General features: G+C 35.2%; 12 protein-coding genes and 1 riboswitch. Of the genes, 2 read left to right on the forward strand and 10 right to left on the reverse strand.

What is annotated here, in order from left to right; genetic code table 11:
* Positions 1-185: 185 nt before the first annotated feature.
* Both RB618_RS02860 and RB618_RS02865 read right to left on the reverse strand, forming a co-directional pair.
* A complete protein-coding gene (locus tag RB618_RS02860) occupies positions 186-767 on the reverse strand; it encodes an outer membrane beta-barrel protein (protein WP_308067391.1) in 582 nt (193 codons plus the stop codon).
* A gap of 193 nt (positions 768-960) precedes the next feature.
* Positions 961-1,539: an outer membrane beta-barrel protein gene (locus RB618_RS02865; RefSeq protein WP_308067392.1), complete on the reverse strand. Its 579-nt coding sequence runs from the start codon at positions 1,537-1,539 to the stop codon at positions 961-963.
* 148 nt (positions 1,540-1,687) lie between these two features.
* On the opposite strand from RB618_RS02865, the gene gldA reads away from it, so the two are divergent.
* Together gldA and RB618_RS02875 are read left to right on the forward strand one after the other, a co-directional pair.
* A complete protein-coding gene (gene gldA, locus RB618_RS02870; protein WP_308067393.1) occupies positions 1,688-2,584 on the forward strand; it encodes a gliding motility-associated ABC transporter ATP-binding subunit GldA in 897 nt (298 codons plus the stop codon).
* Between the two features lie 368 nt (positions 2,585-2,952).
* Positions 2,953-5,073 (forward strand): outer membrane beta-barrel family protein, encoded by a 2,121-nt coding sequence (locus RB618_RS02875; protein WP_308067394.1) that lies wholly within the window; start codon positions 2,953-2,955, stop codon positions 5,071-5,073.
* A gap of 89 nt (positions 5,074-5,162) precedes the next feature.
* Here RB618_RS02875 and RB618_RS02880 read toward each other — a convergent pair whose 3' ends face one another.
* From RB618_RS02880 to RB618_RS02915, 8 genes are all read right to left on the reverse strand, one after another.
* Positions 5,163-6,563 (reverse strand): pyridoxal-dependent decarboxylase, encoded by a 1,401-nt coding sequence (locus RB618_RS02880; protein WP_308067395.1) that lies wholly within the window; start codon positions 6,561-6,563, stop codon positions 5,163-5,165.
* A gap of 78 nt (positions 6,564-6,641) precedes the next feature.
* Positions 6,642-7,865: a dicarboxylate/amino acid:cation symporter gene (locus RB618_RS02885; RefSeq protein WP_308067396.1), complete on the reverse strand. Its 1,224-nt coding sequence runs from the start codon at positions 7,863-7,865 to the stop codon at positions 6,642-6,644.
* A 205-nt stretch (positions 7,866-8,070) separates the two neighbouring features.
* The gene (locus RB618_RS02890; RefSeq protein ID WP_308067397.1) at positions 8,071-8,724 is read right to left on the reverse strand and encodes a class I SAM-dependent methyltransferase; all 654 of its coding nucleotides are present in this window, start codon (positions 8,722-8,724) and stop codon (positions 8,071-8,073) included.
* 209 nt (positions 8,725-8,933) lie between these two features.
* Positions 8,934-9,890, reverse strand: coding sequence for a methylenetetrahydrofolate reductase [NAD(P)H] (metF, locus tag RB618_RS02895; RefSeq protein WP_129746183.1), 957 nt, complete (start codon positions 9,888-9,890; stop codon positions 8,934-8,936).
* A gap of 157 nt (positions 9,891-10,047) precedes the next feature.
* Positions 10,048-12,723, reverse strand: a complete 2,676-nt coding sequence (metH, locus tag RB618_RS02900; RefSeq protein ID WP_308067398.1) for a methionine synthase — start codon at positions 12,721-12,723, stop codon at positions 10,048-10,050.
* A 242-nt stretch (positions 12,724-12,965) separates the two neighbouring features.
* On the reverse strand, positions 12,966-13,424 hold the full coding sequence (locus RB618_RS02905) for a hypothetical protein (protein WP_308067399.1): 459 nt from the start codon (positions 13,422-13,424) through the stop codon (positions 12,966-12,968).
* A 27-nt stretch (positions 13,425-13,451) separates the two neighbouring features.
* Positions 13,452-14,456 (reverse strand): homocysteine S-methyltransferase family protein, encoded by a 1,005-nt coding sequence (locus tag RB618_RS02910; protein WP_308067400.1) that lies wholly within the window; start codon positions 14,454-14,456, stop codon positions 13,452-13,454.
* 308 nt (positions 14,457-14,764) lie between these two features.
* A riboswitch (SAM riboswitch) is annotated at positions 14,765-14,881 on the reverse strand.
* 513 nt (positions 14,882-15,394) lie between these two features.
* A complete protein-coding gene (locus RB618_RS02915) occupies positions 15,395-16,447 on the reverse strand; it encodes an NAD(P)/FAD-dependent oxidoreductase (RefSeq protein ID WP_308067401.1) in 1,053 nt (350 codons plus the stop codon).
* Positions 16,448-16,526: the final 79 nt, after the last annotated feature.

Below are 16,526 nucleotides of genomic sequence, written 5' to 3' on the forward strand. Positions count from 1 at the left end.
TATAATCTTAGGCTCAAAGGATTTAAGAAAAGAAGCGCGAATTGTAAAAACAAAAAAAAGCCCTGAGAACAAAATGTTACTCAAGGCTTTCCTTTCAAAATATTTATAGGTATTCTTTTCTTACGCATTAAACAAAAAAAAACGCTCCAATGGGAGCGCTTTCTTATTTGCATAAAAATCTAAAACTAGAAGTTTTTAGAAATCCCGATGTTTACTGTTTTTCCAAAATTGACGAAAAATTTACTATAATCAACATCATCATTATCATAGCTTAATGTTTCATATCCTAAGCCTCCAATACTAAAATTTAGACCAAAACCTTTCTTCATATTAATAAAAAGAGCTGGAGTAAGACCTGTATAAAAACCATCAGCTTTATTATCTGACACAAGTGATCCATTTTCGTAATTTTTGATTTTTTGATTTTGAAATCCGGCACCCAAATCGGCAAAAACCGAAAAAGTTTCATTCAATGGCATTGTATAACGGACAAAAGCTCCTGTTTTAAAAGTATTACTTTTACCTTCACCTTCTCCAAGATTGGTTTTGGAAGATTCTACCGAAAATTCGACTCCGGCGGTCCAGTTATCATGAAATTGATATCCAACTTTTGGAGAAAACTCAAAAACATTGTTTTTTGCTGATGCAATTTCTCTGTCGATTTTTTCAGAAGTATAACCAATATTTCCTCCAACTAAAATTGTTCCCTTTTGGGCATTTGCAAAGCTAACCATAGCCAATGCAAGAATAAGTAGCATTTTTTTCATATGTGATATTTATTAAGATTTCACATACAGCAAACAATTAAAATACCAACATCGAATCGTAATTATTTTCTTAACGATTAATTAAAAACAACTCATTTTAAATGCGTTAAAAATTAAAATAACAATAAGAAATGGTTATAAAAAAAGCGCTCCATTTGGAGCGCTTTCTGAAATTGAATATAAAAACTAAAGATTAGAAGTTTTTAGAAATTCCAATGCTTGCTGTTTTACCAAAGTTGAAATTGAATCTGCTTACATCTGGACCGTTGTTATCGTAATTTAATGTTTCATAACCTAAACCACCAATGCTAAAGTTAAGACCAAAACCTTTTTGCATGTTAATGAAAAGAGCTGGAGTTACACCAATATACATTCCATCTGCTTTATATTTTGTGTAGTTTGATCCAACGTAATCTTTTTCAGTTTGATTTTGGAAACCAGCTCCTAAATCTGCGAATACTGAGAAAGTTTGGCTTAATGGCATTGTGTAACGTACAAATGCACCAAATTTAGAACTGTTTGTTTTGTATTCATTTACACCTTGATCATCTTTTGAAGAAGCAACTGTAAACTCACCTCCAACTGTCCAGTTTTCGTGAAATTGGTAACCTACTTTTGGAGAAAAAGCAAATTCGTTTGATTTTCTTTCAGCATTTCCGAAATCTCTTGTTTCAGAAGAATAAGAGATGTTTCCACCTACTAATACTGTTCCTTTTTGTGCGTTTGCAAAACTGCAGATAGCTAAAGCAGCCATCACTAACATTTTTTTCATTTGGGCTTTTATTTTAAAATTTATGTTTCCTTTAACAACAACAGTGCCGTGAATTAAGGGTTTTATATTTTTTTTAAGAAACACTTTAGAAGGCAAAATGTAGCAATCGACACTATTTCTCGTTACTTTTGTAGCAAATAAAAAATCTATGTCGATAATAGTAAACAACATATCAAAAAGTTACGGAACACAAAAAGCATTAAATTCGATTTCTTTTTCGATTGACAAAGGAGAAATTGTTGGTTTTTTAGGACCAAATGGAGCTGGAAAATCTACTTTAATGAAAATTTTGACTACATATTTATTGGCAGATGAAGGCTCAGCCCTTGTAAACAGTCACGATGTCATGTCAGAAGCCAAAGCAGTACAGCGCTCGATTGGATATTTGCCAGAACACAATCCCTTATATTTAGATTTGTATGTTCGTGAGTATTTGGCTTTTAATGCCGATGTTTATAGCGTGCCAAAATCAAGAATTGAAGAAGTAATTCAACTGACAGGACTGACACCAGAAAGCCATAAAAAGATTGGACAGCTTTCTAAAGGATACCGCCAGCGTGTTGGATTGGCAAATGCTTTGCTTCATGATCCAGAAGTTTTAATTTTAGACGAACCAACTACAGGTCTGGATCCGAATCAGTTAATGGAAATTCGTAATGTGATTAAAAATGCAGGAAAAAATAAAACAGTTTTTTTATCTACACACATTATGCAAGAAGTCGAAGCAATTTGCGATCGTGTCATAATTATTGACAAAGGACAAATTGTTGCAGACAATAAATTAGACCATTTAGTAACTGCCGATAAAGAGCAAGTTATTGAAGTAGAGTTTGATTACAAAGTAGAAGAACAGCTTTTGGCTAAACTAGAAAACATTTCTTCGTACGTAAATACTCATGACATGACATGGGAATTGACTTTTGTTACAGATAAAGATATGCGTCCTGCAATTTTTGACTTTGCCAACGAAAATGGATTAAAAACTTTGCAATTGAATCAGAAAAATAAAAACTTGGAGGCTGTTTTTAGAGAAATTACGAAGTAAGTTTTCAGTTTTTCGGCAGAAAAAGCGGTTTGTTTTACAGAAAACAGACCGCTTTTTTTATTTCTCATTCTATCCTTTTCCCTTCAAATCAACAAATTAAGTTTTTTCTGTAAAAAATAATTATTATTTTTATTTAGACTTGTTATAAATAGTATTATATTTGGCAAATCAAATTTTAAATGCCACGGTATGTTACGTATACTCCTTACCCTCAAAAAACTTATTCTAATTGTTTCAAATCAAGCAATACATCTTCAAAAAAGATTTTCAGAAAAATTAGAACAAATTGTACTGCAATAATTCTAATTCAAAAAATTACAAAGATTATGTTCTAAATCTCGGTTTAGAATCGGCCAAATTGAAACAACATGAAAAAAATTATAACCTCTCTTATGCTTGCTTTTTCAGTATATGATGGATATTCTCAAACAGAAAAAGAAACAGACAGTATTGTTGAAACCACTATAAATGCTTTAGATGAAATCGTGATTAGCAGAAAAAAAGTACTATATACTCAAAAATCTGATCGTCTTGTTTTTAATGTAGAAAACAGCATCGTATCTGAAGGCGGGACCGCGCTTGACGTATTATCACGTGCGCCAGGCGTTGTTGTGTCTCAAGATGGCGATTTGTCTATTCGCGGACAGCAGGGCGTTGCCGTAATGATAAATGGCAAACTGACACAGCTTTCGCAAAAAGAATTAGCAAATTATTTAAAGGCAACAACCTCATCCAACATCAAACAAATTGAAGTAATCACCAATCCTTCGTCTAAATATGATGCTGCAGGAAAAGCTGGTATCATCAATATTATCATGAAAAAACCAAATGCTTCTGGTTTAAAAGGAACCGCTTTTGCCAGTTATGGAAGAGGCCGAAAAAACAGAACCAATTCTGGCTTTAATTTAAATTACAATAAAGATAAATGGGGCGTTTTCGGAATTTACAGCTATACTTTCCGCGGTGAAGAAGAACATAAAAAATTCGATCAGACGCAATACAGCGACCTTACACATCAGGAAATTATATCTAAAAACCATCAAACCTCTATTACAGATGAGCCTTTGACTTCAAATAATTTCAAGATTGGAACGCAATACGAAGCTTCTCCTAAAACAAATTTAGAATTTTATGTTGATGCCAAAATCGGACGTTATGAAAATATGGCTGATGGAACAAATAAAGTTTTTAATGCTTCAAACCAGCCCATTTTTGATGCTTTGACTTACAATGACAGTAAAGAAAAATGGTTTGATTATACTTATGCTTTTTCTGGGGTGCATAAATTTAATACCGAAGGAAAAAACATGTCTTTTGATTTTGAATATGAAACTTCGAAGTTTAGATCTAATCAATTTCAAAGTGCAGATAATACCGCAAATGCAACTGTTGTAAATGACCGTCGCGGCTATATTCCTTCTCAGTTAAAAGTTTTTACAGGAAAAATTGATTTTGTAAATCCGTTCAAGGAAAAACAATCTATTGAATGGGGGTTTAAAGCAAGCATTAAAAACAATGATAATCCATCTGTTTATGAATATTATGAGAATAACGAATGGTTAATCGATTTTAATTCAACCAATCATTTTGAATACAACGAACAGATTTATGCCGCTTACGCGAATTACAAATATCAGCTTGAAAAATTAAACATTCAGGCTGGTTTAAGAAGTGAGTACACAGCAATTGATATCGATCAGAAAACACTGAATGAACGGCACAAAAACGATTATTTAAAATGGTTTCCGAGTCTTTCTTTAAAGTATGAATTCACGAGTAATCATTCTGCGCACGCATCATATAGTAAAAGAATCAACAGGCCAAGTCAGTTTGATTTGAATCCGTTTCGTTTTTATGATGATTCGTTCAATTATTCACAAGGAAATCCGAACCTGATTCCAGAGATTACACATGCCATGGAAATTGGTTATGCCTGGAAAAGCAACTTTATGGCTTCTGTTTATTTCAATAGCACCAAAGATGTTTTTACGGAGGTTTATAACTATAATCCAGACACTAATACAACTGTTACAACGCAAATAAACGTTGACAAATCATACAATTACGGACTTAATATTACCAACACTGCAGAACTAAACAAGTGGTGGTCTATTAACACACTATTCAATGTTTTTGAAAATAAGTTTATGGGAGACATTTTAAACAGCAATACAATCGATCCGATTATGACATTGAATGTAAGCGTGCAAAATTCTTTTACAATAACTGAAACCTTAAAAGCAGAAGGAAATGCTCAATATCAGTCCAAATCAAATCTTGGAATTTATCAGAGAGACGGTTTCTTCGATTTCAGCATCGGAATTTCAAAACAAGTTTTAGCCAAAAAAGGAAACATCAAACTCAATTTTACCGATGTTTTCAATACCAACAATTTTACCATTAAATCTGCAGTTGCACAAACTACTATTGATAAAAGATATGAGTTAGACAATCGTATTGCAACAATTGCATTTACATACCGTATATAAATTTCGTTCTTTAAATACCTTGTTTTTGTTTTTTTTTGTGTTAGTCAAGAGCCTGTTCCTTCAAACAGGCTCTTCTACTTTTATAAAGTTTATAATTCTGAAAGGACTTCTCGCATTTCCTCAATTACAAGCTTCACATCATTTTCTGTAGTTCTCCAATTCACAAAAGAAGCTCTTATTCCTTTTTTACCCTGATAAACCGTTGGAGTCATAAATACTTTCCCAGTATCATTTAACGCAGATAAAAACTGACTTACTTTTTCTTGATTGTGTTCGCCTTTCAGCGTAAAGCAAACATTATTTAAACGAATTGGTGCCAAAAGCTCAAAATCATTTTCTATTAAAGCATTTCCAAAATGCAAAGCCAATGCTGTACTGTCTTCAATAATATCTCTAAATCCCTCTTTACCATAGGCTTTAAGCGAAAACCATACAGGCAGCGCACGTAAACGGCGTGAATTTTCAGGAACAACATTCAAGTAATTAAAATTCTCCAACGGATTTCCTAAATATGGTGCATTTGAATTTTGAAAAGTTTCAATCTGCAAATTTATATGATCTCTTTTAACCAAATAAAAAGCACTTTCGTAAGGCACATTTAGCCATTTATGACAGTCAATAGTAATACTGTCTGCTCCTTCCCAACCTTTTACATAATGTTTGTATTTTTCTGAAACCGCAGCAAATCCACCAAAAGCTGCATCAATATGCCACCAGAAATTGTATTTGCCTTTTAATGCTGCAATGGCTTCAAAATCATCAAAATCGGCTGAGTTTACCGTTCCTGCACTTGAAATAAGAATAAAAGGTTTTCCGTTTAAAGTTTTAATTTTTTCTTCTAAATCAGCAATATCCAAAGCTTCACGGTTCCCTTCAATTGTTTTTACAACCGTATAATTTTGGCTTCCAATTCCTAAAAGCGATAAACATTTTACAGAAGAAGAATGTGGAGTCGCTGTTAGAATATTAATGGGTACTGAAATTCCGTTTTTAGCAAAATCTTTTTCAAATTGTTTACCAAACCATTGTCTGGCAACACCAAGCGCAGTAAAGTTTGACATTGTAGCTCCTGTAACAAATCCGCCTAAAAATGAATCTGGAAGTTCCAATAATTGCAATAATAAATTAATGGTCTCAAATTCTATTAATGCCGACGCCCCTCCTTGTGCTTTTACAGCTTGAGTATTTTGATCATAAACAGAAGCCAGCCAATCTCCCACAATAGATGCTGGTGTTGAACCACCTGTTACAAATCCCCAATATCTTGGTCCAGGCGAAGAAACTATTAGCGGAGCCAATCTTTCATTAAATTCCTTTAAAGCCTCAATAGATCCTAAACCTAATTCGTTTAGTACCGTTTTCGGGTCGATTGAATAGGTATTCGAGGTTGGAATATTTTCGATATTATTCAAAAAATCGACACCTTGCTGTTTCGTTTTTTCTAAGATATTCTCAAAATTGTTGAGATCATGCTGTAATATTGAATTCATAAGTTTATTGTATTAGTTATGTAGCACAGATTGCGCGGATAAGAAAGGTTATAAAAAATTGTGTGTTTTAAAGAATAGCTACCACTTTGTCTTTTCGGAGAATCTAGAAACCATCATCGAGCAGATTACATCTCCGTTGGCATTTAATAAAGTGGCAATCGGATCAACCAAAGTTCCCAAAATCATGGCAACTGGAAGTGCTTGTTCCATCGGAAAACCATAAACTGTTATGGCTAAGATTTCTCCAATATAACCTCCGTTTGGAATTCCACCTTCTACAATCGAAACGACAACGGTAATCCCGAGTGCCAAAAGAATGGTCATCGGATCTGAAAAATCTTTACCAAACATAGCAAACAAAAAAGTTATTTTTAAAATGGATGACATACTCGACCCATCCTTATGCAAAGGCGCTCCAAGCGGAATTACCAAATTACGCACATGAGCCGGAATTCCCATTTTTTCTGCTGCCGCCAAATTGGCCGGAATGGTTGCAATACTGCTACAAGTTCCAACTGCTGTTAAAGAGGGCATTATATTATTGCTCCAAAAAACTTTAAAAGCTCGTTTCCCGCCAGCAACAAGTGCATACAAACTAAAGAATACAAAAAAGTAGAAAATACAAGCTGCGTAATAAACTGCCATTGGTTTTGCATAAACTCCCAGCAATTGCGGTCCGAAAACTCCAACTTGGTAAGCAAAGTAAGCTCCTAAACCAATTGGTGCAAATTTCATGATGATGTTCAACAGCTGTTTCATGACCTCGTTTCCTGAGTCCAGAAAACTCTTAAAAGCACTTCCTTTTTCTCCTGATTGCAATGTGGCAAAACCCACTAAAAAAGAAAAAATTATTAAAGCTAGCATACTTTTCCGCGACAATAATTCGAAGAAATCATTGGCAGTAAGCAGTTTCGCAATCTGATCTCCTGCTGATCCTGATGCAACCTCTTCAAACGGAACTTTAGCAATTGCTATATCTTCATGAATTGGAAAAAGATAAACAGCGCAAATCATTACAATTGCTGAAATCAGAATTGTAGCGAGAAAAACCAGTAACATGATAACAAACAGTTTTCCTAGCTTTTCTGTTCTTTCCAGATTCGCAACCGAAGAACCGATTGTAAAAAAGATAAGTGGAATAATGGCTGTAAAAAGTAAATTCAGGAATATATCGCCAAGCGGTTTTATGATCAAAACATCTTCTCCGAAAACCAATCCAAAAATACTTCCGACTATAATACCGCCAAGAAGCCATAAAATACTGCTGTAACTCTGCAAAAAATTGATTTTCTTAACTTCCATAATGATCCAAGGATTTAGAATTCAGCAATCTCTATATTTTCTAAACACATAGAAACATAGTTCTCTTTGTCTAGAAAGGCGTTTTACTTATTTAAACAAATCCCGCTAGCTATTGGGACTACGTGTGAAAAATGTATTTTTCCTTTTAATTCTTCTAAACTAAAATTAAGAAAAATCTATGTTTCTATGTGTTTAAAAATCTTAACTATTTCTCCAGAACAATAGTAGTAAAAGCTCTGTCAACCAATTCGCCAGTTTTGCTTTTTACTTTTTCCGTCTGTGTTTCTGTGTAAACGATTTTAAAATCTGATTTTTTGATTAATTTCTGCGCTTTTTCTGTACTGTACAATTTAAATTCGAATTGTGTAAAAGGCAGTGTTTTCATAAAATCCTCTTCGGCAAATGTCAAACAGAAAGTACCGTTTGGCTTTAAAACTCTGTAGATTTCTGAAAGCAATTCTTCGGGTTTCTGCCAAAAATAGATTGTATTTACAGTAAATATTTTATCGAATAATCCATCTTCAAACGGAATTGTATTTCCGTCATAAAGCGAAAAGAAAGCTTGTTTTTGAGAAACAAAGTTTCGGTTGATCTGGCGCGCTTCCTGAAACATCAGTTCCGACATTTCCAGTCCGTAGTATTTTAGACTTTTCGCTTGTTCAAACAGAAATTCGACATGGCCTGCGTTTCCGTGGCCAAGTTCCAGAATTCTGTTTTCATTTGAAATATTTAGATTCTGAATCGAATGTTTGGTCATATTGATGTTCGTTTCGTTCATCATATTGGCCATTTCAATTCCTTTTTCTCCCGATGGATGTTTTAGTTGAGAGGCTATGGCTTGTAGTTCTTCTTGTTTCATAATGGTTATTTTTAAATTCCAATTAAAAAATTCCAAATTCCAACTTTTTTGTCATTCCGAGGAACAAGGAATCACACTAGAAACTCCGCAAAGCAGATCGCCAATCTTTGTCGACACCCGAGTGAGATTCCTCGTTCCTCGGAATGACAAACTATACTTGAACAACTTTGTCAAAGTTTGAAACTTTGACAAAGTTCCTCGCAAAGACCTTAAAAAACCTGACTTGCAATCTGGCGGATATTCTCAGATTTACCCATTGAATAATAGTGTAAAAACGGAACTCCCGCGGCTTTTAATTCTAATGACTGCTGAATCGCCCATTCGATTCCGACTTGTTTAATTTCAGCATTATTTTTGCATTTGTCTACAGCATCGATTAAATCTTCTGGTAGATCGATTCTAAAAATCTGTGGCAAAACTTGCAAATGTCTTTGAACGGCAATTGGTTTAATTCCAGGAATAATAGGAATTGTGATACCCATTTCCCTTGCTTTTTCTACAAAAGCAAAATATTTAGCATTGTCAAAAAACATTTGTGTTACTACATAATCAGCTCCTGCATCAACTTTTTCTTTTAATCTTTTTAAATCTGATTGTAAAGATGGTGATTCTAAATGTTTTTCTGGATAACCGGCAACTCCAATACAGAAATCGGCTTTGTTGTCAGCATCCATTACTTCATGCAGGTATTTTCCGCAATTCAAATCGTTTATTTGTTTTACCAAATCAATTGCATAGTGATTTCCACCAGCTTTTGGCACGAAAGATTGTTCATCTTTCATAGCATCACCGCGAAGCGCCATTACATTGTTGATTCCTAAGTAATGACAGTCCACAAGCATGTACTCGGTTTCTTCTTTAGTGAAACCACCACAAAGTAAATGCGGAACCGTATCTACATTATATTTGTGTTTTATAGAAGCGCAAATTCCAAGCGTTCCCGGACGCATACGAGTTAGTTTTTTGTCCAAAAGTCCGTTACCGCGGTCAATGTAAATATACTCTTCACGAGAAGTCGTTACATCAATAAACGGCGGATTAAACTCCATCAACGGATCAATATTATCATATAACTCCTGAATACTTTTCCCCTTTTGAGGCGGAATAATTTCAAATGAGAATAATGTTTTTCCTTTGGCGTTTTCTATATGTTCTGTTACTTTCATTATTAGAATTATGAGTTATGAGTTATGAATTTTGAGTTTGAATTGTGTAAAAAATCTGAATCAAAAAACGTAAATCAATCTTTTAGTTTAAAGTCCAAAAGTCGAAAGTCGAAAGCCCATACTTTGAGACTTTATGACTTTTGACTTTCGACTATTTTTAATCTGCTATATTAGGGTTTAACCATTTCATGGCGTAATCAAGCGGTACATTTCGGCGTTTGGCGTAATCTGTAACCTGATCTTCTTTTATTTTTCCAAGACCAAAATAGCGACTTTTTGGGTTTCCGAAATAATATCCTGAAACTGATGAAGCTGGCCACATTGCCATACTTTCAGTCAATTTCACTCCTATTTGTTTTTCAACATCTAAAAGCTTCCAAATTGTTGGTTTTTCCAAGTGATCTGGACAAGCCGGATAACCTGGAGCTGGACGAATTCCTTTATAGTTTTCTTTAATTAATTCTTCATTAGTCAAAGATTCTTCTGAGTCATAACCCCAGAAATCCTTACGTACTCTCTCGTGAAGATATTCGGCGAAAGCCTCAGCAAAACGATCCGCAAGCGCTTTTACCATAATCGAATTATAGTCATCTAAATTCTTTTCATATTCTGCCGCCCATTCGTCTACACCAAAACCAGTTGTTACACAAAAAGCTCCCATATAATCTTCTATTCCACTTTCTTTTGGCAGAATAAAATCAGCTAAAGCGATGTTTGGAGCACCTTTTGTTTTTTGAGACTGCTGACGAAGCGTTAAGAATTTCTCTAAAACTTTTCCGTTTTCATCACGCAATTCGATATCATCATCATTCACCTGATTTGCAGGGAAAATTCCGTAAATACCTTTTGCCTTTAATTTTTTCTCTTCTAAAATTACTTTCAGCATTGCCTGAGCATCGTTAAAAACAGAAGTCGCTTCTTTACCCACAACCTCATCCGTTAAAATTGCCGGATATTTCCCGTACAATTCCCAAGTCTGGAAAAATGGCGTCCAGTCGATATACGGAACCAAAACATCCAGTTCTATTTCGATGGTTTGTGCACCAATTACTTTTGGTTTAACTGGAGTATATTCACTCCAATCCAATGGTAATTTGTTTTTACGGGCATCTTCAATCGTCAGGAAGTTTTTATCTCTTGAACGATTTAAAAATGTTTCTCTAAAAGAATCGTATTCTGCACGAATATCTGCTGCATATATTTTTCTATTATGATCTAACAGATTTCCTGCAACAGTAACGGCTCTTGAAGCATCGTTTACGTGAATTACAGTTTCTCTATATTGAGGCGCAATTTTCACGGCTGTATGCGCACGCGAAGTTGTTGCTCCACCAATCATAATCGGGATTTTAATATCTTGTTTGTCTAATTCTTTGGCTAAATAAACCATTTCGTCAAGCGAAGGCGTGATTAATCCGCTTAATCCAATAATGTCTACTTCATGTTCAATCGCCGCTGCAATGATTTTTTCTGGAGGCACCATAACACCAAGATCTACAATCTCGTAGTTATTACAAGCCAAAACTACCGAAACGATGTTTTTACCAATATCGTGAACGTCACCTTTTACGGTTGCCATCAAGATTTTTCCGTTTCCTTGTTTGTCTCCGGCTTGTTTGCTCGCTTCGATAAATGGCAATAAATAAGCAACGGCTTTTTTCATTACACGAGCCGATTTTACAACCTGAGGCAGGAACATTTTTCCGCTTCCGAACAAATCTCCAACCACATTCATTCCGGCCATCAAATTGATTTCGATAACTTCGATTGGTTTTGTTGCCGCCAAACGTGCTTCTTCAACATCTTCTTCAATAAAAGCGTCAATTCCTTTTACTAACGAATGTGTAATACGCTCCTGAACCGTTCCAAAACGCCATTCCTGAACCGTTTTTTCATCGCTTTTTGCTTCACCTTTTACGCTATCTGCAAAATCTAAAAGTCGTTCAGTAGCATCATCACGTCTATCCAGAATTACATCTTCAACATATTCTAATAAATCTTTCGGAATATCATCGTAAATCGTCAGCATCTCTGGATTAACGATTCCCATCGTCATTCCGTTTTTAATTGCGTGGTATAAAAACACCGAGTGCATGGCTTCACGAACCGTATCATTTCCTCTAAAAGAGAATGAAACGTTACTCACACCACCGCTGATGTGCGCATGAGGAAGATTTTCACGAACCCATTTTGTTCCTCTAAAGAAATCCAATGCGTTCAATCTATGCTCTTCCATTCCCGTTGCAACCGGGAAAATATTTAAATCGAAAATAATATCCTGTGGAGGGAAATTTACTTTGTTCACCAAAATATCATACGAACGCTGGCAAATCTCCACTCTACGATCGTAATTATCTGCCTGACCAACTTCATCAAAAGCCATTACAATAGCAGCTGCACCGTAACGTTTGATTAATTTAGCGTGATGAATAAAGGCTTCTTCTCCTTCTTTTAACGAAATCGAGTTTACAACGCTTTTCCCTTGTACTACTTTTAGACCCGCTTCGATAATTTCCCATTTCGAACTGTCGATCATAATCGGCACTCTCGAAATGTCTGGTTCTGCAGCAATTAAATTCAAAAATTTAGTCATCGCAGTAACACCGTCAAGCATTCCTTCATCCATATTAATATCGATGATTTGTGCTCCTCCTTCTACCTGCTGTCTTGCAATATCAAGCGCCTCGTCATATTTCTCTTCCTTGATTAATCTCAAGAATTTTCTTGAACCTGTTACGTTTGTACGCTCGCCAACATTCACAAAAACACTTTCGGGCGTGATAATCAACGGTTCTAATCCTGATAATACAAGGTCTCTTCTTTTTTCTGTCATTTCTTTTTAAGTTACTAAGATCCTGAGATACTAAGGTTCTAAGTTTTTTTATTCTATCTTCTTTCCTGCGAGGTTTATAAAACCTTGTAGGTATTTATGTTTATTAATTTGGGCGTGTTTCGCCGTGGCAAACCGGGCTATCCGTTACAAGTCCTCGCACTTCCTTCGTCAGGCTGTGGGCTTTTCACTTCGATCCCTCACGCAAACTCGGTTTCGTAAGAAAATTATTCTCTTTGATTCTCTCAATTATCCCCTTTATATTCAATTTGCCAGTTAAGGCTATCCAATTTCTCAAGAGTGATAAAATATTTTTTACTGTAAATATTGTTAGCAAATATTGTTTTCCAACCATATTTATCTACACTATCCTTTTCTACTATAAATAGCCTTGCTTTTTTATCTTCTAATCTTTGAAAATAATTATTCCAATATCTCGGTCTATCGCTATTAGCAATCATTCTTCCGCTCATGATTTTCTCGAAAACAAATGGAGCATCATAATCTCCTCTTTTACTTTCATCAAAATCATCTTGATATTCATAATAAAAGCCTGAATCATTCATACTATCATTTTCGGATAGAATGCTATATATTATTTTATCAGAACTATTTTTAACAATCAGTTCTCTTGTATCTAATTTATCACAAGAACAAAAATTAAGTAAAATAAAAATCAAAAGAATTTTACTTGTTTTTAGCATAATTTTTATCTGTACAAATTTTATAAATTATTCAAAAATCGGTGCCACACGTGGCTTATAATCCTTCGCAACTTCAGCCATTAATCGAATATGATCTGGAGTTGTTCCGCAACAACCTCCGATGATATTAATTAAATTATCTTCTAAATATTCTTTAATGAAAGCCTGAGTTTGTTCTGGTGTCTCATCGTATTGTCCGAATGCGTTTGGCAATCCTGCGTTTGGATGTGCCGAAACATTAAAGCTTGTATTATGCGCTAGTGTTTTTAAATACGGCTTCAATAAATCTGCTCCAAGAGCACAATTAAATCCTACACTTAATAACGGAATATGTGAAACTGAAATCAAAAACGCTTCAACTGTCTGCCCAGAAAGTGTTCTTCCTGACGCATCGGTAATTGTTCCTGAAACCATGATTGGAATATCGATGTTGCGTTCTTCCTTTACTTCTTCGATTGCAAAAAGTGCTGCTTTTGCATTTAAAGTATCGAAAATCGTTTCTACTAAAAGTAAATCACAGCCTCCATCCATTAAAGCTTCTGCTTGTTGTTTGTAAGCAATTCGTAAATCGTCAAATGTTACAGCTCTGTAACCTGGATCGTTTACATCTGGTGACATACTTGCCGTTCTGTTTGTCGGCCCAATTGAACCGGCTACGAAACGAGGTTTCTCCGGATTTTTTGCGGTAAACTCATCGGCAACCTCGCGTGCAAGTTTTGCCGATTCGTAGTTTAACTCGTAAACCAAATCTTCCATGTGATAATCGGCCATACCGATTGTCGTTCCAGAGAAAGTATTGGTTTCTACAATGTCAGCACCAGCTTCGTAATAAGCGGCATGTACATCGCGGATTGCTTGTGGTTGTGTTAGGGATAGTAAATCGTTGTTTCCTTTTAACGGGTGCGGGAAATCCTTGAAACGCTCTCCTCTGAAATCTTCTTCTGAGAAATTATAGCGTTGCAACATTGTTCCCATTGCTCCGTCAAGGATTAGGATATTTTTTTTTATTGCTTCTTGTATCGTAATTGCCATGTTGTATTTGCCGCTAAGGCGCTAAGGCACAAAGCTTTTTTAATTATAATTTTTGAAGGCTCTATTTAAACCCGACATGTCGGGTTTAACCTTCGATATTTTTATTCACATTAATTCCAAAAGTGCACTATTGCTGGCTCATTAGCCCCGATTGAGCCGGTATCCTCGTAATGAAATGGAGAGATATAGGCGAAAGCGGGAACTACTGACTACAAAAATGCGCCAATGATTCGCTCCTGCTACTGAATCTGTTTCAGTAAATATTATATGTTATCGAGAAAAGTTTTGAGAAATACTTGTGTGTATTTGTGTTATCTATCTTTAATACTGGAAAATATCGTATAAAGTAGAATTTAGCACCTTCTTTATGGTAAAGGGTTGCTAAGGTTTCATCGGGTCTATCCCTCCGCCTTTCGTGATAACGAACAATAAATTTTAAGAACAGCGCAAAGGTATGAAATAGGGTTTCGATTTGCAAATGTTTTTTTTCTAAGGTTCTGAGGTTCTAAGAGACTAAGGTTCTAAGGTTTTTTAGTTTATGTTTTTCAAATATAGCCCGCGCTTTCAACCGCAGGGAACGTATTGTGATTATGCGTTGTGTTTATATGATCGTATGCACATTGATTATGCGATATGTTCATACGTTGCGTTCCAGTGGTTGAAACCACTGGCTATGTTTTATACATTTTTTGCTATACTATTCAGCTCCTGAGGAGCGTAATATTTGTAGAAAACAATTAACCAAGCAAAAGCTCCAGCGGAGCGACATATTATAAACGTGTCGCTCCGCTGGAGCTTTTACAGACGGAATTATTTCTATTCTATAAATATTTCATCCCTCTGGGATTATGCCTAATACACAAAAAAAAGCCCAAACTAAAAGTTTGAGCTTTCTATATAAAAATCTTAGAGTCTTAGTATCTCAGAATCTTAGCAACTTAGACAATCGCCTTCACAACCGCTTTTGGAGCTTCTTTACGAGTTCCGTCAAAACCGTCTACACCAGAAACTGTTGTATATTTCAATACATATTTTTTACCTGGGTTAATGATTGAGTAAGCAGCTTGGCACATTAAAGTCGCTTCGTGGAAACCGCAAAGGATTAACTTTAATTTTCCTGGGTATGTGTTTACGTCTCCAATAGCGAAGATTCCCGGAATGTTGGTTTGATAATCTAAAGCATTGTTTACTTTAATGGCATTTTTCTCGATTTCTAATCCCCAGTCTCCAATTGGACCTAATTTTGGTGTTAATCCGAAAAGCGGGATGAAATAATCACATTCAATTTTACGGTGTGCTCCGTTTTCTTCGATATCTAATGATTCAACATGCTCAGCACCGTTGATTCCGATAACCTCAGCTGGCGTGATTAATTTGATTTTTCCAGCTGATTTTAATTCCTGTACTTTTTCTACTGAATCAAGAGCTCCTCTAAATTCGTTTCTTCTGTGGATTAAAGTCACTTCTGAAGCTACATTTGCTAAGAAAATTGACCAGTCTAATGCTGAATCTCCTCCTCCTGCAATTACAACTCTTTTATCTCTGAATTTCTCAGGATTTTTAATGAAGTATTTTACTCCTTTGTCTTCATAAAACTCGATATCTTCGATAAGTGGTTTACGAGGCTCAAAACTTCCTAAACCTCCAGCGATCGCGATAACTGGCGCGTGGAATTTAGTTCCTTTGTTTGATGTTACAATAAAAGATCCGTCTTCTTGCTTTTCAACTGTTTCGGCACGTTCTCCTAATGTAAAACCTGGCTCAAATTGTTTGATTTGCTCCATTAATCCGTCAACTAAATCTCCAGCTAATACTTCTGGGAATCCAGGAATATCATAAATTGGCTTTTTTGGATATAACTCTGATAGTTGTCCTCCTGGTTGTGGAAGCGCATCTAAAATGTGGCATTTTAATTTTAACAATCCTGCCTCAAATACGGCAAATAAACCTGTTGGGCCTGCTCCAATTATAAGTATATCTGTTTTAATCATTATGTTGTTGTTTATAATCATTCTTAATAACGCAAAGAAACGAATAAATCCTTGTACTTTCAATGATTTTTATCATTAA

Source organism: Flavobacterium sp. LHD-85 (assembly GCF_030929595.1).
Classification (GTDB): domain Bacteria; phylum Bacteroidota; class Bacteroidia; order Flavobacteriales; family Flavobacteriaceae; genus Flavobacterium.

Bases quoted from the DNA above. Each gene is read 5' to 3' on its own strand.
- metF (WP_129746183.1), bottom strand. From the start codon at position 9,890: ATGAAAGTAACAGAACATATAGAAAACGCCAAAGGAAAAACATTATTC.
- RB618_RS02880 (WP_308067395.1), bottom strand. From the start codon at position 6,563: ATGAATTCAATATTACAGCATGATCTCAACAATTTTGAGAATATCTTA.
- RB618_RS02910 (WP_308067400.1), bottom strand. From the start codon at position 14,456: ATGGCAATTACGATACAAGAAGCAATAAAAAAAAATATCCTAATCCTT.
- RB618_RS02890 (WP_308067397.1), bottom strand. From the start codon at position 8,724: ATGAAACAAGAAGAACTACAAGCCATAGCCTCTCAACTAAAACATCCA.
- metH (WP_308067398.1), bottom strand. From the start codon at position 12,723: ATGACAGAAAAAAGAAGAGACCTTGTATTATCAGGATTAGAACCGTTG.
- RB618_RS02875 (WP_308067394.1), top strand. From the start codon at position 2,953: ATGAAAAAAATTATAACCTCTCTTATGCTTGCTTTTTCAGTATATGAT.
- RB618_RS02905 (WP_308067399.1), bottom strand. From the start codon at position 13,424: ATGCTAAAAACAAGTAAAATTCTTTTGATTTTTATTTTACTTAATTTT.
- RB618_RS02860 (WP_308067391.1), bottom strand. From the start codon at position 767: ATGAAAAAAATGCTACTTATTCTTGCATTGGCTATGGTTAGCTTTGCA.
- gldA (WP_308067393.1), top strand. From the start codon at position 1,688: ATGTCGATAATAGTAAACAACATATCAAAAAGTTACGGAACACAAAAA.
- RB618_RS02865 (WP_308067392.1), bottom strand. From the start codon at position 1,539: ATGAAAAAAATGTTAGTGATGGCTGCTTTAGCTATCTGCAGTTTTGCA.
- RB618_RS02885 (WP_308067396.1), bottom strand. From the start codon at position 7,865: ATGGAAGTTAAGAAAATCAATTTTTTGCAGAGTTACAGCAGTATTTTA.
- RB618_RS02915 (WP_308067401.1), bottom strand. From the start codon at position 16,447: ATGATTAAAACAGATATACTTATAATTGGAGCAGGCCCAACAGGTTTA.